Annotated in this window: 18 protein-coding genes and 1 pseudogene; 11 read left to right on the plus strand and 8 right to left on the minus strand. The window is 63.6% G+C overall.

What is annotated here, in order from left to right:
• Positions 1–103: 103 nt before the first annotated feature.
• Both FJ950_RS02520 and FJ950_RS02525 read left to right on the plus strand, forming a co-directional pair.
• Positions 104–991, plus strand: a complete 888-nt coding sequence (locus FJ950_RS02520) for a phosphotransferase family protein (protein ID WP_140614878.1) — start codon at positions 104–106, stop codon at positions 989–991.
• Complete coding sequence (locus FJ950_RS02525; RefSeq protein ID WP_140614879.1) at positions 988–3441, plus strand: FAD-dependent oxidoreductase; 2454 nt, start codon at positions 988–990, stop codon at positions 3439–3441. The genes FJ950_RS02520 and FJ950_RS02525 overlap by 4 nt, the downstream gene beginning before the upstream one ends.
• Here FJ950_RS02525 and FJ950_RS02530 read toward each other — a convergent pair.
• Positions 3438–4070 (minus strand): class I SAM-dependent methyltransferase, encoded by a 633-nt coding sequence (locus tag FJ950_RS02530; protein WP_140614880.1) that lies wholly within the window; start codon positions 4068–4070, stop codon positions 3438–3440. The two genes, FJ950_RS02525 and FJ950_RS02530, sit on opposite strands and share 4 nt — an antisense overlap.
• Positions 4071–4160: 90 nt before the next feature.
• Between FJ950_RS02530 and FJ950_RS02535 the strand changes: the two genes are divergently transcribed.
• Positions 4161–5063, plus strand: coding sequence for a phosphotransferase family protein (locus tag FJ950_RS02535; RefSeq protein WP_140614881.1), 903 nt, complete (start codon positions 4161–4163; stop codon positions 5061–5063).
• A gap of 18 nt (positions 5064–5081) precedes the next feature.
• Here the strand turns inward: FJ950_RS02535 and FJ950_RS02540 are convergent, their stop codons facing one another.
• Both FJ950_RS02540 and FJ950_RS02545 read right to left on the minus strand, forming a co-directional pair.
• Positions 5082–6005 (minus strand): DMT family transporter, encoded by a 924-nt coding sequence (locus FJ950_RS02540; protein WP_140614882.1) that lies wholly within the window; start codon positions 6003–6005, stop codon positions 5082–5084.
• A gap of 108 nt (positions 6006–6113) precedes the next feature.
• Entirely contained in the window at positions 6114–7394 is a 1281-nt protein-coding gene (locus tag FJ950_RS02545; protein ID WP_140614883.1) for an amidohydrolase family protein, read from the minus strand.
• A gap of 151 nt (positions 7395–7545) precedes the next feature.
• On the opposite strand from FJ950_RS02545, the gene FJ950_RS02550 reads away from it, so the two are divergent.
• Positions 7546–9300: an ABC transporter ATP-binding protein gene (locus tag FJ950_RS02550; RefSeq protein ID WP_140614884.1), complete on the plus strand. Its 1755-nt coding sequence runs from the start codon at positions 7546–7548 to the stop codon at positions 9298–9300.
• A gap of 76 nt (positions 9301–9376) precedes the next feature.
• Here FJ950_RS02550 and ilvD read toward each other — a convergent pair whose 3' ends face one another.
• The gene (gene ilvD / locus FJ950_RS02555) at positions 9377–11221 is read right to left on the minus strand and encodes a dihydroxy-acid dehydratase (RefSeq protein WP_140614885.1); all 1845 of its coding nucleotides are present in this window, start codon (positions 11219–11221) and stop codon (positions 9377–9379) included.
• Positions 11222–11488: 267 nt separating this feature from the next.
• Between ilvD and FJ950_RS02560 the strand changes: the two genes are divergently transcribed.
• The gene (locus FJ950_RS02560; RefSeq protein WP_015314150.1) at positions 11489–11959 is read left to right on the plus strand and encodes a VOC family protein; all 471 of its coding nucleotides are present in this window, start codon (positions 11489–11491) and stop codon (positions 11957–11959) included.
• Between the two features lie 88 nt (positions 11960–12047).
• On the opposite strand, the gene FJ950_RS02565 is transcribed toward FJ950_RS02560, so the two are convergent.
• Together FJ950_RS02565 and FJ950_RS02570 are read right to left on the minus strand one after the other, a co-directional pair.
• On the minus strand, positions 12048–13640 hold the full coding sequence (locus FJ950_RS02565; protein WP_140614886.1) for a peptide chain release factor 3: 1593 nt from the start codon (positions 13638–13640) through the stop codon (positions 12048–12050).
• 160 nt (positions 13641–13800) lie between these two features.
• Positions 13801–13923, minus strand: a pseudogene (locus tag FJ950_RS02570) (alpha/beta fold hydrolase); the annotation flags it as partial.
• Positions 13924–14022: 99 nt separating this feature from the next.
• On the opposite strand from FJ950_RS02570, the gene FJ950_RS02575 reads away from it, so the two are divergent.
• Positions 14023–15096, plus strand: a complete 1074-nt coding sequence (locus FJ950_RS02575) for an FAD-binding oxidoreductase (protein WP_140614887.1) — start codon at positions 14023–14025, stop codon at positions 15094–15096.
• Positions 15097–15425: 329 nt separating this feature from the next.
• On the opposite strand, the gene FJ950_RS02585 is transcribed toward FJ950_RS02575, so the two are convergent.
• Both FJ950_RS02585 and FJ950_RS02590 read right to left on the minus strand, forming a co-directional pair.
• On the minus strand, positions 15426–16226 hold the full coding sequence (locus tag FJ950_RS02585; RefSeq protein ID WP_140614888.1) for a class II glutamine amidotransferase: 801 nt from the start codon (positions 16224–16226) through the stop codon (positions 15426–15428).
• 15 nt (positions 16227–16241) lie between these two features.
• Positions 16242–16490, minus strand: a complete 249-nt coding sequence (locus FJ950_RS02590) for a DUF6356 family protein (RefSeq protein WP_015314154.1) — start codon at positions 16488–16490, stop codon at positions 16242–16244.
• A gap of 115 nt (positions 16491–16605) precedes the next feature.
• Here FJ950_RS02590 and FJ950_RS02595 point away from each other — a divergent pair, with 115 nt between their 5' ends.
• The 5 genes from FJ950_RS02595 (at position 16606) to FJ950_RS02615 (ending at position 20531) form a co-directional block, all read left to right on the plus strand.
• Positions 16606–17076 (plus strand): Lrp/AsnC family transcriptional regulator, encoded by a 471-nt coding sequence (locus tag FJ950_RS02595; RefSeq protein WP_023772539.1) that lies wholly within the window; start codon positions 16606–16608, stop codon positions 17074–17076.
• Positions 17077–17161: 85 nt separating this feature from the next.
• Positions 17162–17647, plus strand: a complete 486-nt coding sequence (gene dut, locus FJ950_RS02600) for a dUTP diphosphatase (RefSeq protein WP_140614889.1) — start codon at positions 17162–17164, stop codon at positions 17645–17647.
• A gap of 54 nt (positions 17648–17701) precedes the next feature.
• On the plus strand, positions 17702–18373 hold the full coding sequence (locus FJ950_RS02605; RefSeq protein WP_140614890.1) for an HAD family phosphatase: 672 nt from the start codon (positions 17702–17704) through the stop codon (positions 18371–18373).
• A gap of 340 nt (positions 18374–18713) precedes the next feature.
• On the plus strand, positions 18714–19517 hold the full coding sequence (locus tag FJ950_RS02610; RefSeq protein WP_140614891.1) for an oxaloacetate decarboxylase: 804 nt from the start codon (positions 18714–18716) through the stop codon (positions 19515–19517).
• A gap of 15 nt (positions 19518–19532) precedes the next feature.
• Positions 19533–20531: a proline racemase family protein gene (locus FJ950_RS02615; protein ID WP_140614892.1), complete on the plus strand. Its 999-nt coding sequence runs from the start codon at positions 19533–19535 to the stop codon at positions 20529–20531.
• Positions 20532–20533 lie beyond the last annotated feature (2 nt).

The following is a 20533-nucleotide window of genomic DNA, read 5'->3' on the forward strand; positions in this document are numbered from 1 at the left end:
CCGCACCGACGAGATTGTTTGCGTTTCACCCCGCCGTCGTTGCGCCGCCCATGGCGCCATATCGAAGCCCAGCAAACCAGGCCTGCGAACCAGGGATGAACCCGTGATTGCCGAAGACCGCATCCATGCCCTGCCGTGCTGGACGGGCGCCATCGAGATCGCGCCGCTGCCCGGCGGCCTAAGCAACGCCAATTATGTGGTCACCGATGCGGCCGGCAAACATGTGGTGCGTTTCGGCCAGGATTATCCGTTTCACCACGTCTTCCGCGAACGCGAGGTGATGACCGCGCGGGCGGCTCACGCGGCCGGCTTCGCACCGGCGGTCCGCTACGCCGAACCGGGGATCATGGTGACTGCGTTTCTTGGCGCCAGAACCTATCTGGCCGAGGACGTGCGCGCCAATCTCCGCCGCGTCGCTACGCTGATGCGCGGCTTTCACCGCGAGATGCCCAACCATATCTCCGGCGCCGGCTTCATGTTCTGGGTGTTCCACGTCATCCGCGACTATGCGCGCACGCTCGACGAGGGCAACAGCCGCAAGCGCGGTGACCTGCCGCGCTTTCTGGCGTTGGCCGACGAACTGGAGCGCGCCCAGAAATTGCTGCCGATCGTCTTTGGCCACAATGATCTTTTGCCGGCCAACATTCTGGACGACGGCGGCAGGCTTTGGCTGATCGATTTCGAATATGCCGGCTTCAATACGGCGATGTTCGACCTTGCCGGCGTCGCCTCGAACGCGGGCATGAGCGACGAGGAATCCTTCGCCTTCCTGACCGCCTATTTCATGAAGGAACCGGACGAGGCGATCCGCCGCTCGCACGCCGCCATGCAATGTGCCTCGCTGCTGCGCGAGGCGATGTGGAGCATGGTGTCGGAGCTCTATCTCGACGCCCCCGGGATCGATTACGTCGCCTACACCGAGGAAAACCTGGCGCGGCTCGACGCGGCGCTGGAAAACTACCGGATAAAATACGGGATCCTGAAATCATGACCTTGCCTAGCCAGGCCGAGATCGTCGTCATCGGCGGCGGCATCATCGGCTGTTCGACGGCCTATCATCTGGCGCGTGACCACAAGGCCGACGTGGTGCTGCTCGAACAGGGCAAGCTGACCTCGGGCTCGACCTGGCATGCAGCCGGCCTGGTCGGCCAATTGCGCTCGTCGGCCTCGATCACGCGAGTACTGAAATACTCGGTCGACCTCTACAAGGGGCTGGAAGCCGAAACCGGTCTTGCCACCGGCTGGAAGATGACGGGGTGCCTCAGGCTCGCCACCAATGCCGACCGCTGGACCGAATACAAACGGCTGGCGACCACGGCGAAAAGCTTCGGCATGGACATGCAGCTGCTGTCTCCGGCGGAGGTCAAGGCGATGTGGCCCTTGATGGAGACCGGCGATCTCGTCGGCGCCTCCTGGCTGCCGACCGACGGCCAGGCGAGCCCTTCCGACATCACGCAGTCGCTGGCCAAGGGCGCGCGCATGCACGGCGCCAATCTCTACGAGGACGTGCGCGTCACGGGTTTCGAGATGAAGGGCGACCGCATCACGGTGGTGAAGACCAATCAAGGCGACATCGCTTGCGACAAGGTGGTGAACTGCGCCGGGCAATGGGCGCGGCAGGTCGGCTCGATGGCCGGCATCAACGTGCCGCTGCAGCCGGTCAAGCACCAGTATATCATCACCGAGAAAATCGCGGGGCTGGGAACCGACGCGCCGACGCTGCGCGACCCCGATCGGCGCACCTATTTCAAGGAGGAGGTCGGCGGGCTGGTGATGGGCGGCTATGAGCCGAACCCGCAAGCCTGGACGACCAATCTTCCCGGGGGCGACGTGCCCAATGATTGGGAGTTCCGGCTGTTCGACGACGACTACGATCATTTCGAGCAGCACATGGCGCAGGCGATCACGCGGGTGCCGGCGCTGGAGACGGTCGGTGTCAAGCAGATGATCAACGGATCGGAAAGCTTCACGCCGGACGGCAATTTCATCCTCGGTGTGGCGCCCGAATGCCCCAACATGTTCGTCGGCGCCGGCTTCAACGCCTTCGGCATCGCCTCGGGCGGCGGGGCCGGCTGGGTGCTGGCGCAATGGGTGGTCGACGGCGAGGCGCCGCTCGACCTTTGGGTGGTCGACATCAGGCGTTTTTCCAACCTGCACCGCGACCGGCAATGGGTGAGCGAACGTACGCTGGAAGCCTATGGCAAGCATTACGCGATCGGCTTCCCGCATGAGGAATACACCAGCGGCCGACCGCGCATCGTTTCCCCGCTCTACGACAGACTGAAAGACCATCGCGCCGTGTTCGGCTCCAAGCTCGGCTGGGAACGGCCGAACTGGTTCGCGCCGGAGGGCGTCGAGCCGAAGGACATCTATTCGATGGGCCGGCAGAACTGGTTCGCCGCCGTCGGCGACGAACATCGGCACGTGCGCGAGCATGTCGGTATCTTCGACCAGTCGTCCTTCGCCAAGTACGAGCTGAGCGGGCCCGACGCGGCAAGGGCCTTGGACTGGATCTGCGCCAACGATGTCGGCAAGCCGGTCGGCCGGCTGACCTACACGCAACTCCTCAACTCGCGCGGCGGCATCGAGGCCGACCTGACCGTGTCGCGGCTGGCCGAGGAAAAATTCTACATCGTCACCGGCACCGGGTACCGCACTCATGATGCCTCGTGGATCAGCGACCATATTGGCCACGGCCTCGATGCCCAGCTCGCCGATGTCACCGAGGATTTCGGCACGCTGTCGCTGATGGGACCGCGCGCCCGCGACGTGCTTTCAGCGGTCACCGATGCGGATGGGTCGAATGCCGGCTTCCCGTTCGGCCATGTGCGCGAGATCACAATAGCCGGTCACACAGTCCGGGCGCTGCGCGTCACCTATGTCGGCGAACTGGGCTGGGAACTGCATGTGCCGATCGCCGCTACCGGCGAAGTCTTCGACGCGCTGATGGCGGCCGGCGGGAAGCACGAGATCCGGCCGGTCGGCTACCGCGCGCTGGAATCGCTGCGGCTGGAAAAGGGCTATCGCGCCTGGGGCTCCGACATCACGCCCAACGACACACCGCTGGAAGCTGGGCTCGGCTGGGCGGTCAAGCTGCGCAAGAACACCGACTTCGTCGGACGGCGCGCACTCGAGAAGATTGGCGGCGCGTCCCTGAAGAAGCGCTTTGCCGGCTTCACGGTCGACGATCCGGAGATCGTGCTCGTCGGACGCGAGACCATCCTGCGCGATGGCCAGCCGGTCGGCTATCTCACCAGCGGCGGCTACGGCTACACGGTGGGAAAGAACATCGGCTACGGTTATGTGCGCAACGCTGACGGAGCAAGCGATGATCTTCTCGCCTCGGGCAGCTATGAACTTGTGGTGGCGATGGAGCGGACGCCGGCTCAAATCCATCTTGAGCCGCTATACGACCCGGCAATGGAGCGCGTGAAGGCTTAACTCACGCGCAAAGCGAGGCCACGGCTGGGGACGGTATCGGCCTCGCCTGGCATTGAGACATATGGTCGTGTTTCCTCGACCCGCGTGACCAGGCCTTGTGCCTCGAGTTCGGCGATGCGCGCGGCAAAACCGTGATCCCACAACGTGTTCTTGACCGTCAGCACGATCACCCCACCCGGCCGGCAGATGCGGATCAGTTCGTCCAGTCCCTCGGCGCCGACATGGCCGGAGGTAAAGACGCCGGCCGAGATGATACCGGCATAGGTGCTGTCGGCAAATGGCAAGGCGCCGCCGAGCGCCAGACAATGCAGCGCCGAATAGACGCCCTTGCGCGCGGCTTGATCCAGCATGCCTTGCGAGATATCCAGCGCCTCGACCTGGGGATAGCCGGCAATATCGAGCCACTCGCCGATCAGCCCGGTACCGGCCCCGGCGTCGAGCAGCGGGGCTGACCCGCGCGGCAGATGGCGGGCGAGCAAAGCAAGGCAGATGGTCGGGTGGCGGTAGCCGGCTGCCGACATGTCGGCGTCGTAGGTTTGCGACCAGCGGTCGTACAGTGCCGCCACCTCTTCCGGGCGCTTGGCCGCGTAGACCTCGCCGAGCGCGCCTTGATGTTTGCTGTCCGCCACTGTCCACCATCCCTCGTCTCGCCGCGATGATAGCCAAACGGCGAAAATTGTGGAACCGTGCAGCCAAGAAATAACGCGTGGGACGCAGGCATGGAGACAGACGAGGCGCGGGCAAAACTTGCCGCCATTCCGGTACTGGCCGGCTATACTGGGCCGCTGGAACGGCTCGGCGGCTTGACCAACCTCGTCTTCAAGGCCGGCGATTACTGCCTGCGCATTCCAGGCAAAGGCACCGAGGAATACATCAACCGCGCCAACGAGGCGATTGCCGCGCGTGAGGCGGCAATAGCCGGGGTCAGCCCCGAAGTGCTGCATACCGATGCTGCCGGCGGCCTCATGGTGACGCGCTACATTGCCGGTGCGGAGACGATGTCGCCGGAGAAGTTCAAGGAGCGGCAGGGCAGCCCGGCCCGAGCGGCCGAGGCCTTCCGCAAGCTGCACGCGTCCGGCGCGGTGTTCCCCTTCCGCTTCGAACTGTTTTCGATGATCGACGACTATCTCAAGGTGCTGTCGACCAGGGATGTCGCCCTGCCCGCCGGCTATCATGACGTGGTGCGCGAGGCCGAGAGCGTACGCTCGGCCTTGGCCGTCCGCCCCTTGCCTCTCGTCGCCTGCCATTGCGACCCGCTGTGCGAGAATTTCCTCGACACGGGCGAGCGGATGTGGATCGTCGACTGGGAATATTCGGGGATGAACGACCCGCTCTGGGACCTCGGCGACCTCAGCGTGGAAGGCAAGTTCGACGCCGCCCAGGACGAGGAGCTGATGCGCGCCTATTTCGGCGGCGAGGCGAGGCCGGCGGAGCGCGGCCGCATCGTCATCTACAAGGCGATGTGCGATCTGCTCTGGACGCTGTGGGGGCTGATCCAGCTTGCCAACGAAAATCCCGTCGACGATTTCCGCGCCTATGCCGACGGCCGCTTCGCCCGCTGCAAGGCGCTGATGGAGACAGAGGAGTTTTCGCGGCACCTGGCGGCGGTACGCAAGGGCTAGGCACCAGAAATCTGGGCCCTAGTTCACGCCTTTTGGCACGTTCTCCGGCGGCACCGTGGTGTCTACCACCTTCTGGCGGTGGAAGATGAACATGCCGGCCACGACGATGATGCCCGAGCCGATCAGGATGCGCGGACCGGGAACGTCGCCGAAGAACACCAGCCCGAACACCACCGCCCACAAGAGCAGCGTGTAGTGCAGCGGCGCCAGCGTCGAGGCCGGCGCCAGTTTCAGCGCCCTGGTGATCATCAGATGCGCCCCGCAGGAAACGATGCCGAGCAGCAGCATGGCGCCGAAATCAAGCGCAGACGGCGTCTTCCAGGCCCCGATGGTGAGGGCGCCGCCAACCGCCAGCGTGCCGATCGTCTGCCATGTCACCAGATTGGTGTCGCTGGTGCCGCGCAGGCGTCGGTTGAGGATGATGGCGAAGGCGAAGGCAAGGCTGCCGACAAGTGCGAAACTCGATGACAGCGAAAACGCGGCAGAGGACGGTTTCAGCATGATGACCACACCGCAGAAGCCGAGCAGGATCGCCACCCAGCGGCGCCAGCCGACCTTTTCGCCAAGCAGGAAATGTGACAGCGCCGCCACATAGATCGGCCCGGCCATGTAGAAGCTCATCACATCGGCAAGCGGCAGGTAGACGACGGCGGCGTAGAACAAGGCGGTGTCCAGTGTCGTCGCCACCACGCGCAGGATCTGCAACCCTGGCCGCTCCAGCTGGAACAGTCTGCCGGCGCCCTGGTTGGCGATCATCGGACCCAGCACGAAGAAAGCGCCGATCGAGCGGATGAGCACAACCTGGCCGACGGAGAAACTGGCCACCAGCCACTTGCCCATCGCATCATTGAGCGCAAACAGGAAGTCGCCGGCCAGCATCAGCAGGATGCCGGCCAGGAGGACATTCTTGATTGTGGAATTCCGCGCCACGGGTTGCGTCATGCCTGCCCCGATTCCTCCCTCGCCCGAGCCGCGTCGTAGACGGAAGCGCCGGCTTTGACGAGGAGAAATCGGGAAATAGGTAAGACCAGCTTCGGGAATCGGCTGCATCTAGGTGGATATGTGCCTGCGATTCACCTGCGACGGCCTGCCGGAGATCGAAAGCCTGGTATCCTGCCTCGTCCGCTCCGCCACCACCTTGCCCCTGGCAATGACGCAGATGCGCTCGGCGCGCAGGCGCAGAGCCTCGATCGGATTGCCGGCATCGAGGATCACCAGGCTGGCGCGCTTGCCGACGCCGAGGCCGAGATGGTCGAGGCCCATGATCGCGGCATTGACGTTGGTGACCATGTCGAAGCAGCGCGCCATGTCGGCGGGGCTCGACATCTGGGCGACATGCAGGCCCATGAAGGCGACGTCGAGCATGTCGGCGGTGCCCAGCGAATACCAGGGATCGAGCACGCAATCCTGACCCCAGCCGACACGGATGCCCAGCGCCAGCATCTCCTTGACCCGCGTCATGCCACGCCGCTTCGGGAATGTGTCGTGGCGGCCCTGCAGCATGATGTTGATCAGCGGATTGGGGATCGCGGAAACGCCGGCTTCGGCGATCAGCGGCAGAAGCTTTGAGACGTAGTAATTGTCCATCGAATGCATCGAGGTGAGGTGCGAACCGGCCACCCTACCCTGCAGGCCGAGGCGCTGCGCTTCATAGGCGAGCTGTTCGATGTGGCGCGACAGCGGGTCGTCGGTCTCGTCGCAATGCAGGTCGACCATGAGCCCGCGTTTTGCCGCGATCTCACACAGTTCGGTAACCGAGCGTGTGCCGTCGGCCATGGTGCGCTCGAAATGCGGAATGCCGCCGACGATGTCGACGCCAATGTCCAGCGCGCGAATGGTGTTTTTTCGTGCCGTCGGCGAGCGATAGAAGCCGTCCTGCGGGAAGGCCACCAATTGCAGATCGATATAGGGTGCGACGATTTTCTTGACCTCCAGCAGCGCCTCGACGGCCAGCAGCCGGTCGTCGCAGACGTCGACATGGGTTCGGATGGCGAGCAGCCCCATCGACACCGCCCAGTCGCAATAGGCGAGCGCCCGGTCACGCACGGCCTCGTGCGTCAGGAGCGGCTTCAGTTCGCCCCATAGCGCTATGCCTTCGAGCAGCGTGCCCGACGCGTTGATGCGCGGAAGACCGTAGGACAGCGTGGCATCCATGTGGAAATGCGGATCGACGAAGGGCGGTGACACCAGATTGCCATGGGCGTCGACCTCGGTCCGCGCGGAACCGTCGAGCTTCGGCTCGATCGCGGCGATCGTCTCGCCGTTGATGCCGATGTCGGCGATGCCGCCATCCGGAAGCGTGCCGCCGCGCACAATAAGATCGAAATCCATCTGTCATCATCCTGCTTGAAGAATCACTGCCGCATCGTGTCTCAAAAGACACCCCGCCGCAGCGGTTTCTTTCCATGGCGGCGAAAGGTTCCCTCCGGCGGCATCTCCCTCTATAAGCCGCCTTCGTCATCCCGGCATCAAGGATCAGCCGTTGTTTCGCTTCTTCCGCTCGACGGAGAACCAGCGCCTCGTCGCAAGGCTGCTCCGGGAATCGTTCCGGCAACACAGGGCCGGCTACGCCGCCGCCATCCTGTCGATGCTCGTGGTGGCCGGCATGACGGCCGCCAGTGCCTGGATCCTGCGTGAAATCACCAATGAATTCGTCATCGATAAACGGGTCGACCGCGTCAATATGATCGCCGTGGCGGTCGCCGGGATCTTCATCGTCAAGGGCATCGCCAATTTCGTCCAGGCCTACTTCATGAGCCGCGTCGGCAACGCCATCATCGCCGAACGGCAGCGCAAGATCTATGACCGCATCCTGGCGCAAGGCATCGAATTCTACCATTCGACCTCGTCGTCCGACCTGATCACCCGCATGACCAACAATGCCCAGGCGGCGCGCAACGTGCTCGACCTCATCGTCACTTCCTACGTGCGCGATCTGGTGACGCTGGCTGCCCTGATTGGGGTCATGGTCTGGCAGCAGCCGGCGCTGTCGCTGATCTGCTTCGTCGTCGGTCCGTTGGCCATCTACGGCGTCAACCGCATCCTGAAGCGCGTGCGCAAGTTCGCCGCCATGGAGTTCCGCTCGGTCGGCCAGATCGTGCAGGTTATGCAGGAAACCGCGATCGGCGTGCGCGTGGTCAAATCCTTCAATCTCGAAGGCCTGATGCGCAAACGCATGTACAGGGCGGTGGCGGACGTCGAGGATCGGGCCAACAACATCGCCGCGCTGGAAGCGGTGACCAATCCGGTGATGGAAACGCTGGCCGGCCTGGCGATCGCCGGCGCCGTCATGGTCAGCGGCTTGCTGGTCCTGCAGGGCGGCCAGATGCCTGGCAACATCATGGCCTTCATCGCCGCGCTGCTGCTTGCCTATGAGCCGGCAAAGCGCCTCGCGCGGGTGCGCATATCGCTGGAAAGCGGCATTGTCGGCGTGCGCATGATGTTCGAGCTCGCCGACCAGCCGCTGACATTAGCCGAGAAGCCGGATGCGAAGCCGCTTCGGGCCGGACCGGGCGAGATCCGGTTCGATGCCGTCAGCTTCGCCTATCAGAACGGTCCGCCGGTGTTGGACCGGTTCGACCTGACCCTGGCGCCCGGCAAGATGACGGCGCTGGTCGGCCCCTCCGGCGGCGGCAAGTCGACGATCCTGAACCTCATCATACGCATGTATGACCCGAAGAGCGGCAGGGTGCTGCTTGACGGCCAGGATATTTCCCATGCCACGCTCGCCTCACTGCGGGAAAAGATCGCCTATGTCAGCCAGGATACGTTCCTGTTTGCCGGCACGATCATGCACAACATCCGGCTTGGGCGCGAGGACGCGACCGACGACGAGGTGATCGCCGCGGCCAGGGCTGCCAACGCCCATGACTTCATCGTCGCGCAGGCGAAAGGCTACGAGACGGATGTCGGTGAGAATGGCGGCCTCTTGTCGGGCGGCCAGCGCCAGCGCATCTCGATCGCGCGCGCCATGCTGCGCAATGCCGAAATCCTGCTGCTGGACGAGGCAACCAGTGCGCTCGACGCCGAGTCGGAAGCGCTGTTCCGCGACGCGCTGCAACAGCTGACGGAAGGGCGCACCACAATCGTCATCGCACACCGCCTCTCGACCGTGCACCAGGCCGACACGATCGTGGTGCTGGAAGCCGGCAAGGTGGTGGAAAGCGGGCCGCACAAGATGCTGCTCGGGCAAGGCGGGCTTTACCAGAAGCTGTATGAATATCAGCTGATGCCTTAATGTGGAGCGGCGCAAGTCGAGGACAGGTAGTCCTGCGGAGTTTGTGCCGCAGCGCCTGCCTGACGAGATTCGAACTTTACTCCGGCACGTGCCTTACCGCCCCCTTGTCGGCGCTGGTGGCGAAGGCGGCGTAGGCGCGCAGCGCGGTCGTCACCTTGCGCTTGCGCATTTCCCGCGGCTTCCAGGCGTCCGCGCCCCTGGCCTCCATCGCCGCGCGGCGCGCATCGAGTTCCGCGTCATCGACGGCAAGGCGAATGGTGCGGTTCGGGATATCGATCTCGATCGTATCGCCCTCCTGCACCAGCCCGATCAGCCCGCCTTCCGCCGCTTCCGGCGAAGCATGGCCGATGGACAGGCCCGAGGTGCCGCCGGAGAAGCGCCCATCGGTGACCAGCGCGCAGGCCTTGCCCAGGCCTTTCGACTTCAGATAACTGGTGGGATAGAGCATCTCCTGCATGCCGGGGCCGCCGCGCGGACCCTCATAGCGGATGACGACGACGTCACCAGCCTTGATCTCATTGGCAAGGATCGCCTTGACCGAAGCGTCCTGGCTTTCGAAGACACGAGCCGGTCCGGTGAATTTCAGGATCGACTCGTCGACGCCGGCTGTCTTCACGATACAGCCATCGAGCGCCAGATTGCCTTTCAGGACGGCAAGGCCGCCGTCTTTCGAGAAAGGCGTATTGGCCGAGCGGATGACGCCTGTCTCGCGGTTCATGTCGAGCTCGTCCCAGCGGCGGTCCTGGCTGAAGGCGACCTGCGTCGGCACGCCGCCGGGCGCGGCGAGGAAGAAGTCGCGCACATTCTGGCTCGAGGTGCGCGAAATATCCCAATGGTCGAGCGCTTCGCCGAGGCTCGCCGTATGCACGGTCGGCAGGTCGCGGTTGAGCAACCCGGCATTGTCGAGCTGGCCAAGGATCGCCATGATGCCGCCAGCGCGGTGGACGTCTTCCATGTGGACGTCGGACTTGGCCGGCGCCACCTTGCATAGCACCGGCACCCGCCGCGACAGCCGGTCGATGTCTTCCATGGTGAAATCGACCTCGCCCTCGTGCGCGGCGGCCAGAATGTGCAGCACGGTGTTGGTGGAGCCGCCCATGGCGATATCGAGCGTCATGGCATTCTCGAAGGCGCCCTTCGAGGCAATGCTGCGCGGCAATGCACTCTCGTCATCCTGCTCGTAGTAGCGCTGGGCGAGATCGACGATGAGATGGCCGGCCTCGACGAACAGGCGCTTGCGGTCGGCATGCGTGGCCAGCGTCGAACCGTTGCCGGGCAGCGACAGGCCCAGCGCCTCGGTCAGGCAGTTCATGGAATTGGCGGTGAACATGCCCGAACAGGAACCGCAGGTCGGGCAGGCCGAGCGCTCGATGACCTTGACGTCCTCGTCGGAGATCTTGTCGTCGGCGGCCGCAACCATGGCATCGACGAGGTCGAGCGCCTGCGTCTTGCCGGCCAGCACAACCTTGCCGGCTTCCATCGGGCCGCCGGAGACGAAGACGGTCGGAATGTTGAGGCGCAATGAGGCCATCAGCATGCCGGGCGTGATCTTGTCGCAATTGGAAATGCAGACCATGGCGTCGGCACAGTGCGCATTGACCATGTATTCAACGGAATCGGCGATCAGCTCGCGCGACGGCAGCGAATAGAGCATGCCGTCATGGCCCATGGCGATGCCGTCGTCGACGGCGATGGTGTTGAATTCCTTGGCGACACCGCCGGCCTTCTCGATCTCGCGCGCGACGAGCTGGCCTAGGTCCTTCAGATGGACATGGCCCGGCACGAACTGGGTGAAGGAGTTGACCACCGCAATGATCGGCTTGCCGAAATCGCTGTCCTTCATGCCAGTAGCGCGCCACAGGCCGCGGGCGCCGGCCATGTTGCGGCCATGGGTGGTGGTGCGGGAGCGATAGGCGGGCATGAATTTTCCTTGGCTGTCTGGCTGCGCTCGATGCGGAGCGTGGCGGCGCTGAATTTTGATCGCAGGGTTTATAGACCGCCAAGTATGGTCTGGCCACATTTTTGCAATGCGCCAGGTTCTCCTGAAAAAACGAGCGTCTCAGAAAAATTCGATGTCTATGTCGGGTCGGGCGTATTAGGGCCGTCCTTGGGCAGACGGCAAGAAATGGCACCATTCTCGGAGTCAGCCGTTTCATTGTAACAGCAGGAAGCAACCTAGGAGCACGACATGCAAAAGATCACCACCTGCCTGTGGTTCGACGGCCGGGCAGAAGAGGCGATGAATTTCTACGTCTCCATCTTCAAGAATTCGAAGGTTACGAGCGTTCTGCGTTGGCCCGAGGGTCACGCCGATGCGGGCAAAGTGCTGATGACCACGTTCGAGCTCGACGGCGTGCCGTTCCAGGCGCTCAATGGCGGACCGCAATTCAAGTTTAACGAGGCGATGTCACAGTCGATCGACTGCAAGACGCAGGAAGAGGTCGATTACTTCTGGGAGAAGCTTATCGAAGGTGGCGGCGAACCTTCGCAATGCAGCTGGCTGAAGGACAAATTCGGTGTGTCTTGGCAGGTCGTGCCGGAGCAGCTGCCGCGCCTGCTTCTGGATCCGGACAGGGCCAAGGCCGGCCGGGTGATGTCGGCAATGATGCAGATGAGCAAGATCGATATCGCTGAGATCGAAGCGGCGGCCAAGGGGTGATCATAAGAGTAGAGTAGTGAGTAGTTGCTAGTGAGTAGTGCGATGGGAGAACGAGGCGCACCTACTCACTACTCACTACTCACTAGAATCACGCCGCCTTGTCTCGCACCTGATAATCCTTGATCGTGGCGAAGCGGATCGCCTTCCAGCGTTCGGCTTCGTAGTTCAGCGAGAAGGCATGCTGGGCGAGGAAGACCGGGTCGTTGTCGAGGTCGCGGGCGATGTCGCCGCGATGCGCCTCGATGAAGCGAAGCACCTCGCCCTTGTCGTCGGCCGATATCCAGCGGCAGATGGAAAAGCGCGACATCTCGAATTCGACCGGCAGCGTATATTCGAAGTTCAGCCGCTCTTTGAGCACATCGAGCTGGAGGGCGCCGACGACACCGACGATGGCCGGCGAGCCGTCTTCCGGCGAGAACAGCTGGACGACGCCCTCCTCTGCCATCTGGTGCAGCGCTTCCTTGAGCTTTTTCGCCTTCATCGCGTCGCCGAGACGGACGCGACGCAGGATTTCCGGGGCGAAGTTGGGCACGCCGCGAAACAGGATTTCCTCGCCTTCGGTCAACGTGTCGCCGATGCGCAGCGTGCCGTGGTTCGGAATGCCGACGACATCGCCGGCAAACGCCTCGTCGGCGGTGACGCGGGTGCGGGCAAAGAAGAATTGCGGCGCCGAGAGTGACATCGGCTTGCCGGTGCGCACCAGCTTGGCCTTCATGCCGCGCTCGAGCTTGCCCGAGCAGACGCGCACGAAGGCGATGCGGTCGCGGTGATTGGGATCCATGTTGGCCTGGATCTTGAAGACGAAGGAAGTCATTTTCTCCTCCGTCGCCTCGATAGTGCGGGTATCGGCCTCCTGCGCGCGGGGCGGCGGGCCAAAGGCGCCAAGCGCCTCGATCAGATCGCGCACGCCATAATTGCGCAGCGCCGAGCCGAAATAGACCGGCGTCAGATGGCCCTCGCGAAAGGCCTCGATGTCGAGCGGACGGCAGGCTTCTCGCGCGAGCTCGAGTTCCTCGATGAAGGCCTCGCGCTCGTTTTCCGGCAGAAGGCCGGCAACGCGGTTGGAATCGGGACCGTTGACGGGGGTGCGTTCCTTCTCGTCATCGCCCTTGCGCACGGCGTTCAGCGCCAGGTGATAGGTACCGGAGAAGGTCTTGCCACGGCCGATCGGCCAGGTGATGGGCGCGGTGTCCAGCGCCAGCTTCTGCTCGATTTCGTCCAAAATCTCGAACGGATCGCGACTTTCACGGTCCATCTTGTTGACGAAGGTGATGATGGGGATGTCGCGCAGCCGGCAGACCTCGAACAATTTCAGCGTGCGCGGCTCGATGCCCTTGGCGGCGTCGATGACCATGACGGCCGAGTCGACCGCCGACAGCGTGCGATAGGTATCGTCGGCGAAATCCTCGTGGCCCGGCGTGTCGAGCAGGTTGAAGACGTTGTCCTCATATTCGAAGGTCATCACCGAGGTGACGACCGAAATGCCGCGCTCGCGCTCGATCTTCATCCAGTCGGACCGGGTCTGGATACGGTCCTTCTTGGCCTTCACCTCGCCGGCAAGCTGGATGGCGCCGCCGAACAAAAGCAGCTTTTCGGTCAGCGTCGTCTTGCCGGCGTCGGGGTGGGCGATGATCGCGAAAGTGCGGCGGCGCGCCACTTCCTCTGGGATAGTTTCGGGCATTCTCTTGGGATTTCCGTGTGACAGGCCGGGCTTCTAGCAGCGCAGCGCCGGGCTGTCGACCGGTCCGGCGGCGTGAACACCGCCGGTTGCGGGGCTTGCTTCAGGCTGGCTCGTTCAAGCGGCCTGCCTGAACGACCCCGGGAAGCCATCCGGCATGGCACTGCCGCGCCGCGAGATGAAAGGCAAGGGCCGTGCCCCAATCCTGGGCGACCAGCACCATGTCCTGGATGCCGAGCGCGTCGAGGAAGGCATCGAGATAGCGCACATGGTCGAAGAAGCGATGATGTCAAGATGCATAATTTTGCGCTGCCAATGTTGGCAACGGGCCGCCGGAATGGCACTGGGATGAACCGTCCCCCAATCACGAGGCAAAGGAGCGACCATGACCGAGGCGAAACAAGTGATCGTCATCGGCGCCGGCATCATCGGCGCTTCCATCGCCTGGCATCTGACCATTGCGGGCGCGCAGGTGACAGTCATTGCCGAAAGCGAACGCGGCGGCGTGGCGACCCCTAACTCGTTTGCCTGGATCAACGCAAGCTGGGGTAACCCGGAGCCGTATTTCCGGCTGCGCACCCGCGCCATGGCTGAGTGGGCTCGCCTAGCGCGGGACCTGCCCGGCCTGCCGCTCAATTGGTGCGGCGGCCTGTGCTGGGATCTGCCGGCGGCCGACATGGAGACCTATGCAGCGGAGCATTCTGAGTGGGGCTACGGAATCGAGCGCGTCGACCGCGGCGAGGTGGCGCTCATCGAACCCAATCTCACCGAGCTTCCCGATTTCGCCCTGCATGTCGCAGAAGAGGGTGTCGCCGAGCCTGTCGCGGCCACCAAGGCACTGCTGGCCGATGCCGAACGGCGCGGCGCGCGAATCCTCTTCAGCACGGTGACGGCGCTTGTCCAAAGCGTCGGCAAGGTCACCGGCGTGGACACATCGCATGGACTGTTTGCCGCCGACGAGGTGGTGATCGCGGCCGGCGTGGGTTCGCCAGACATTGCCGCGACCGCTGGCATCAACCTGCCGATCGAGACACCGCCCGGGTTGATCGTCCACTCGCGGCCTTACAAGAAACTGCTCAACGGGCTGGTGCTGGCCGAGCGCCTGCACATGCGTCAGACCGCCGAGGGTCGAATCATCGCCGGCTCGGATTTCGGCGGCGCCGATCCCGGCATGGACGCCGAAGCCACGGCGCGTGAATTGTTCGCGGCCATGAAGGCCATGCTGCGCGACAGCGACGGGCTGGAGCTGGATTTCCACACCGTTGGCTATCGGCCGACACCGATCGACGGCTTTCCGATCATCGGCCGCGCCAAAGGCAAGGAGGGTGTCTATATCGCGGTCATGCATTCCGGCATCACTCTGGCGCCAGCCATCGGCCTGTTCGCCACGCGCGAAATTCTTGATGGCAAGCGCGACACGCTGCTGGCGCCCTACGGATTGGATCGCTTCGCTCAATAGCCGGGCGGACGGCGAAAGCCGCTGGTCAAGGGCATCATCGCCCTGGCGATGCCGAGCAGCCGCGCCTCCGACCAGCGTTTGCCGACCAATTGCAGCCGATCATCACGCTGCACGCCATGATTGAGGTCGTCACTCTACGGCGCCCCCTTTGTCCTGCCGGACATCTCCCCACCGGTGGGGAGATTGGCAGTTTTCGGCGCTTCGCTCTGTCCTGCAACGCTGGGGATTGGCGAAAGCCATTGAGGCATCCGATCTCCCCCCTTGTCGGGGAGATGTCCGGCAGGACAGAGGGGGCGCTGTCCCGCGACGTTACTCAATGCGGCGAAAGCCTATCCAACCAGCGCCAGTTTTGCCGCGACCGGAGCGAATGGATGTATGTCGATGCCATCCCTGGTCATGGTGACGAAGCTCGATGGCGGAATCGCCTGCCAGTCGCCGCCCTCGCGATCGAAGGGCTCGGAGACGATGCAGCGGCCGGCCCCTTTGCGGAAAATGGACGTGTAAAGCGTCGGAGCCAGGGCATCGGTGGCATAGCGCACCGCATACAATGCCTGTCCGTCGGAGAAGGCGGCGGTCAGTTTCAGCGCCGGCTCGAAACCGGCACGACGCGAGGCTTCCAGCACCCGGCGGGTGGCGCGCGAGACGGCGCCTTGCGGGTCGGCCGAAAGGCCCTCGTCGATCATGAGCAGAAAAAAGAGTTCGGAATCGGTGGTGCCTTGGCGCTGGTCGAAAACGGCGTCGGACAGCGAGTTCTCCAGCGCGCGGCGGATTTTTTCGAAACCGCCGATCTGGCCGTTATGCATGAACGACCAGCGTTCTGAGATGAACGGATGGCAGTTCATGCGGCTGGTGGCGCTGCCGGTCGAGGCCCTGACATGGGCGAGGAACAGGCTGGACTTGATCTGCCGGCACAAGCTTTTCAGATTGGGATCGGACCAGGCCGGCAGGATATCGCGGTAGAGGCCGGGTTCTGGCCTCTCGCCATACCAGGCAAGGCCGAAGCCGTCGCCATTGGTGGGCGACTTCGCTTCCTGGGCGCAATGGCTCTGGGCGATCAGCGAGTGACAGGGCGCCGTGAGGATGTCTTCGAGAAAGACCGCTTCACCGAGATAGGCCGCCCACCGGCACATCGCTTCTGTCTTCCTTTAGGCGCGATCCGGAAGAGCAGCGGGCTCGTTGATCGCGTGCGTGCCTCTGTTGTGCGTCCGCTCGTAGAGCTCGCGAATGATTCGGCTGGCGGTAGTCTCGAAGAGAAATGGCAAGAAAGCGTGAACAAAAGCTGCTCCCGCCGCCATCAGCAGGCGCGAGGAAAACCAGGCGGCGAAGGCCATATGGCTGAAATAGGTTTCGCCGACCTTGGCCGGATGAGAGGTGAAGATCCTTGCGACCGACATGCTGTTTCCCCTTCAGCGCTTTTCGTTTCGATATGAGTATCCTGACACGCCTCACCGGTTCATTGGTCCCAAAATATCCTTGTATTTTGCTATTCCATGGGACAAATATCCCAATATGAGCTTTGACATCGACGAAATTGATCGAAAACTGCTCGCCGAATTGCAACGTGACGGCACGCTGTCGGTCGACCAGCTGTCGGAGCGGGTGGCCTTGTCGCGCAATGCCTGCTGGCGTCGCGTCAAGCGGCTGGAGGAAGATGGCGTCATCACCGGCCGCGTGGCGCTGGTCGATGCCGAGAAGCTCGGGCTGGGCCTTTCGGTGTTCATCCTGATCCGCACATCCAATCACGACCCCGACTGGCTGCAGAAATTCCGGGCGGCGGTGACCGGTCTTTCCGAGATCATCGGGGTCTACCGGATGTCCGGTGATCTCGACTATGTGCTGCGCGCCCGCGTCGCCGACGTGAAAGCCTATGACCGGCTCTACCAGCGGCTCATCGCCAAGGTGGCTTTATCCGATGTCTCCGCCTCCTTCGTCATGGAGGAGATCAAGGAGACGACGGTGGTTCCTATGGAACTCCGCTAGGCCACAGTAATGCCTGAAAGAAAGCCGTTGATAGCGCCGCGGTCGAGTTGACCGAATCGACATTCGCGCCGATAGGATCGATTTTATGCGCGCAGCCCTTCAAACACCTTCCGTCATCGGTCTCACCGTCGGCTTCGTCAGGTTGCCGCATGGCGAGGGACTTCCGCTTCCCGCCTATGAAAGCGCCGGCGCCGCCGGCATGGATTTGCGCGCGGCGGTGCCTGAAGACCGGCCGCTTCTGATCCTGCCGGGCAAGCGCGCCTTGGTAGCGACGGGGCTGATCCTGGAAATTCCCGAAGGCATGGAAGGCCAGGTGCGGCCCCGCTCGGGCCTTGCCTTCAAACACGGCCTTACCGTCCTCAATTCACCGGGCACGGTCGACAGCGATTATCGCGGCGAGGTGAAGGTGCTGCTGGTCAATCTCGGCGACGAGGATTTCGCGGTGACGCGCGGGATGCGCATTGCCCAGATCGTTTTCGCCGCGGTGACGCAGGTGGCGGTTGAAGAGCGTTCGCTGGCCGGCGGCACGGCGCGTGGCTCGGGCGGATTCGGATCGACCGGCACCGCCTGATGCCTGGCTGTGTTTCGGCACAGTGAACCGTTTTGCCGGGCAGACTGATCCAACATGATTGAAACACGCCCCCTGCCAAAGCTCGTCATCTTCGACTGCGACGGGATCCTGGTCGATACCGAGAACCTCGCCAACCGGCGCCTGGCCGAATGGCTGAGCGACGCCGGTTTTCCAACGACCTTCCAATATTGCCGCAAGAACTTCTCCGGCCGCAGCATGGTCTCGGTGCAGAAGGAGATCGAAGAGACGACCAGCGTCAGGCTCGGCGCCGATTTCGTCGAGCGCTGGAATGCCGGCCTGCCGGATCTGTTCGCTCACGGTGTCGAGGCGATCCCTCATGTCCGGGAGTTCATCGAGGCGGTCCGCGCGGCCGGCATCGCTTATTGCGTCGCCACCTCGGCCAGGATCTCCAAGATGCACATAACGCTTGGCCAGACCGGTCTGTTGCCGCTGTTCGAACATGCCATGTTCAGCGCCACCATGGTGTCGCGCGGCAAGCCGTTCCCCGAGCTGTTCCTGCATGCGGCCAAAACGATGGGCTTCCCGCCCGCCGACTGCATCGTCATCGAGGACAGCGTCGCCGGCACGCAGGCCGGCATCGCCGCCGGCATGCGCGTGTTCTCCTATCATGGCGACCCCTATTCGGACCGCGATGGCTTGATCCAGGCCGGCGGCATCCTGTTCGACGACATGCGCGAGCTCGCCGGGCTGGTGCCGATCCACTGATCCGCTGCACTGGACGCCACGAAGCGCTGTGCTACCTTCCGCGCGCCCGACAATGGGGCGCCGCCATGCCAACGTACCTGCTTCGCTTCATCCTCACCTGGGGTGCTGCTGCGGCTTTGGGGATGGCGGCCTCTGCACAAGCCGTCAGCTTCCCTGACCTCGGCAGCGCGCTGCCCGTCACAAGGATGCCACCTCCGTGCCTGTCGAGATGCGCCACATCGACGCTTTCGAGAAATTGGCAGCAGAGAACGAGAAACGCTTCTGAACCAACCGCATTCGTTTGCCCGGCAGCAAACAGCGCGGTAGCATCCGCCCCAACACTCGTTATGGGGGAGCATTCATGGACAAGGGCAAGATTTTTCGCGACCTGCATGCCTCGACCTTCGTCATGCCCAATCCCTGGGATCCGGGCACGACGAAGCTGCTCGGATCCTTCGGCTTCAAGGCACTGGCCACCACCAGCGCCGGCTTTGCCTTTTCGCGCGGCCTGCCGGATGGGGCCGTGACCTTCGACCAGATGATCCATCATTGCCGCGAGGTGACGGGCGCGACCGACCTGCCGGTCTCGGCCGATCTCGAGAAGGGCAAGGGGGACAGCGCCGAGCAGGCCGCCGAAACCATTTTCGCGGCGGAAGCGGCCGGGCTTGCCGGCTGTTCGATCGAGGATCACACCGGCGATCCTGAAAAGCCCATCTACGAGTTTTCGCACGCGGTGGAGCGCGTCGCCGCAGCGGTGGAGGCGGCGCGGGCGCTGAAGCGCGACTTTGTCTTCACGGCGCGGGCCGAGAATTTCCTCTGGGGCAAGTCCGATCTCGACGACACGATCAAGCGGCTGCAGGCGTTCGAAAAAGCCGGCGCCGACGTGCTCTATGCACCTGGTATCGGCGATGTCGAGATGGTGCGGACCTTGTGTTCGTCGGTCGGCAAGCCGGTCAATGTCATGGCGAGGCCCGGCTTCACCATCGCCGACCTCGCCATGGCCGGTGCCAAGCGGATTTCGCTTGGGCCATGGCTGACCAATTTCGCCTACGGCATGCTGGAGACGGCGGCGCGCGAGATCCAGCAGGACGGCACGTTCGGCTTCACCCGCGCCGCCATGCCGTTCGGCAAGCTGCAGGCGCTGTTCGGCAAATCCCAGGGCTAGGATGGGTTCGGCCGCATGAACCTTACCGTTGTCGACATGCATACGGGTGGCGAGCCGCTACGGATCGTCACGGGCGGTTATCCCGCTATCCCCAAGGCCACCATTCTTGAGAAGCGCGCCTATGTGCGGGACAATCTCGACCATTTGCGCAAGTTGCTGATCTTCGAGCCGCGCGGCCACTATGACATGTATGGCGCTTTGCTGGTCGAGCCCGATTTGCCCGGCGCCGACCTCGCGGTGCTGTTCATGCACAATGAGGGCTATTCGACCATGTGCGGCCACGCCATCGTCGCGCTCGGCCGCTACGCCGTCGATCAAGGGCTGGTGGCGAAGCAGGAGCCGTTCACCACCGTGAACATCGAGGCGCCGTGCGGCCTGGTCGTCGCCTCGGTCGCAGTCAGCGATGGCAAGGCCGGCGCGGTGTCGTTCGAGAGCGTGCCGGCGTTCCTGTTCGCCGGCGATCGACAGATCGAGTTGACAGGCTATGGCAAGATCGGTTTCGACATCGCCTATGGCGGCGCCTTTTACGCGCTGGCCGACTGTCATCAATTCGGGCTGGAGTTCGGCCACGACCGCGTGCGCGATTTCGTCGACGCGGCAACCACGCTGACGAACCGGCTGAAGGCCGAGTTTCCGCTGTCGCATCCCGATCATGATGACCTCGCCTTCCTCTATGGCACCATCCTGACCGATGGAAAGGACGCCTTTTCCGGAGAGGCCACCAGGAACGTCTGCGTCTTCGCCGAGGCGGAGGTCGACCGCTCGCCGACCGGTTCCGGCGTCACCGCCCGGCTGGCGGCCATGCATGCCAAGGGCGAGATCGCCGTCGGGCAGACGCGAACGTTCGAGAGCATCGCCGGCTCGCGCTTTTCCGGGGCGGTGGCGCGAGCAGCGCGAGCCGGCCCGCATGAAGCGATCGTCGCCCGCGTCGGCGGCCGTGCCTATTATTCCGGACGAGCCGAATTCATTGTCGAGCCGGACGACGAGTTGGGGCCGGGATTTCTGCTACGCTGAAG

The organism is Mesorhizobium sp. B2-3-14, assembly GCF_006442175.1.
GTDB classification, from domain to species: domain Bacteria; phylum Pseudomonadota; class Alphaproteobacteria; order Rhizobiales; family Rhizobiaceae; genus Mesorhizobium; species Mesorhizobium australicum.

Excerpts from the sequence above, each read along its gene's own strand:
- FJ950_RS02525 (WP_140614879.1), top strand. The coding sequence starts at position 988 with ATGACCTTGCCTAGCCAGGCCGAGATCGTCGTCATCGGCGGCGGCATC.
- FJ950_RS02535 (WP_140614881.1), top strand. The coding sequence starts at position 4,161 with ATGGAGACAGACGAGGCGCGGGCAAAACTTGCCGCCATTCCGGTACTG.
- FJ950_RS02540 (WP_140614882.1), bottom strand. The coding sequence starts at position 6,005 with ATGACGCAACCCGTGGCGCGGAATTCCACAATCAAGAATGTCCTCCTG.
- FJ950_RS02545 (WP_140614883.1), bottom strand. The coding sequence starts at position 7,394 with ATGGATTTCGATCTTATTGTGCGCGGCGGCACGCTTCCGGATGGCGGC.
- ilvD (WP_140614885.1), bottom strand. The coding sequence starts at position 11,221 with ATGCCCGCCTATCGCTCCCGCACCACCACCCATGGCCGCAACATGGCC.
- FJ950_RS02560 (WP_015314150.1), top strand. The coding sequence starts at position 11,489 with ATGCAAAAGATCACCACCTGCCTGTGGTTCGACGGCCGGGCAGAAGAG.
- FJ950_RS02565 (WP_140614886.1), bottom strand. The coding sequence starts at position 13,640 with ATGCCCGAAACTATCCCAGAGGAAGTGGCGCGCCGCCGCACTTTCGCG.
- FJ950_RS02575 (WP_140614887.1), top strand. The coding sequence starts at position 14,023 with ATGACCGAGGCGAAACAAGTGATCGTCATCGGCGCCGGCATCATCGGC.
- FJ950_RS02585 (WP_140614888.1), bottom strand. The coding sequence starts at position 16,226 with ATGTGCCGGTGGGCGGCCTATCTCGGTGAAGCGGTCTTTCTCGAAGAC.
- FJ950_RS02590 (WP_015314154.1), bottom strand. The coding sequence starts at position 16,490 with ATGTCGGTCGCAAGGATCTTCACCTCTCATCCGGCCAAGGTCGGCGAA.
- FJ950_RS02595 (WP_023772539.1), top strand. The coding sequence starts at position 16,606 with ATGAGCTTTGACATCGACGAAATTGATCGAAAACTGCTCGCCGAATTG.
- dut (WP_140614889.1), top strand. The coding sequence starts at position 17,162 with ATGCGCGCAGCCCTTCAAACACCTTCCGTCATCGGTCTCACCGTCGGC.
- FJ950_RS02605 (WP_140614890.1), top strand. The coding sequence starts at position 17,702 with ATGATTGAAACACGCCCCCTGCCAAAGCTCGTCATCTTCGACTGCGAC.
- FJ950_RS02610 (WP_140614891.1), top strand. The coding sequence starts at position 18,714 with ATGGACAAGGGCAAGATTTTTCGCGACCTGCATGCCTCGACCTTCGTC.
- FJ950_RS02615 (WP_140614892.1), top strand. The coding sequence starts at position 19,533 with ATGAACCTTACCGTTGTCGACATGCATACGGGTGGCGAGCCGCTACGG.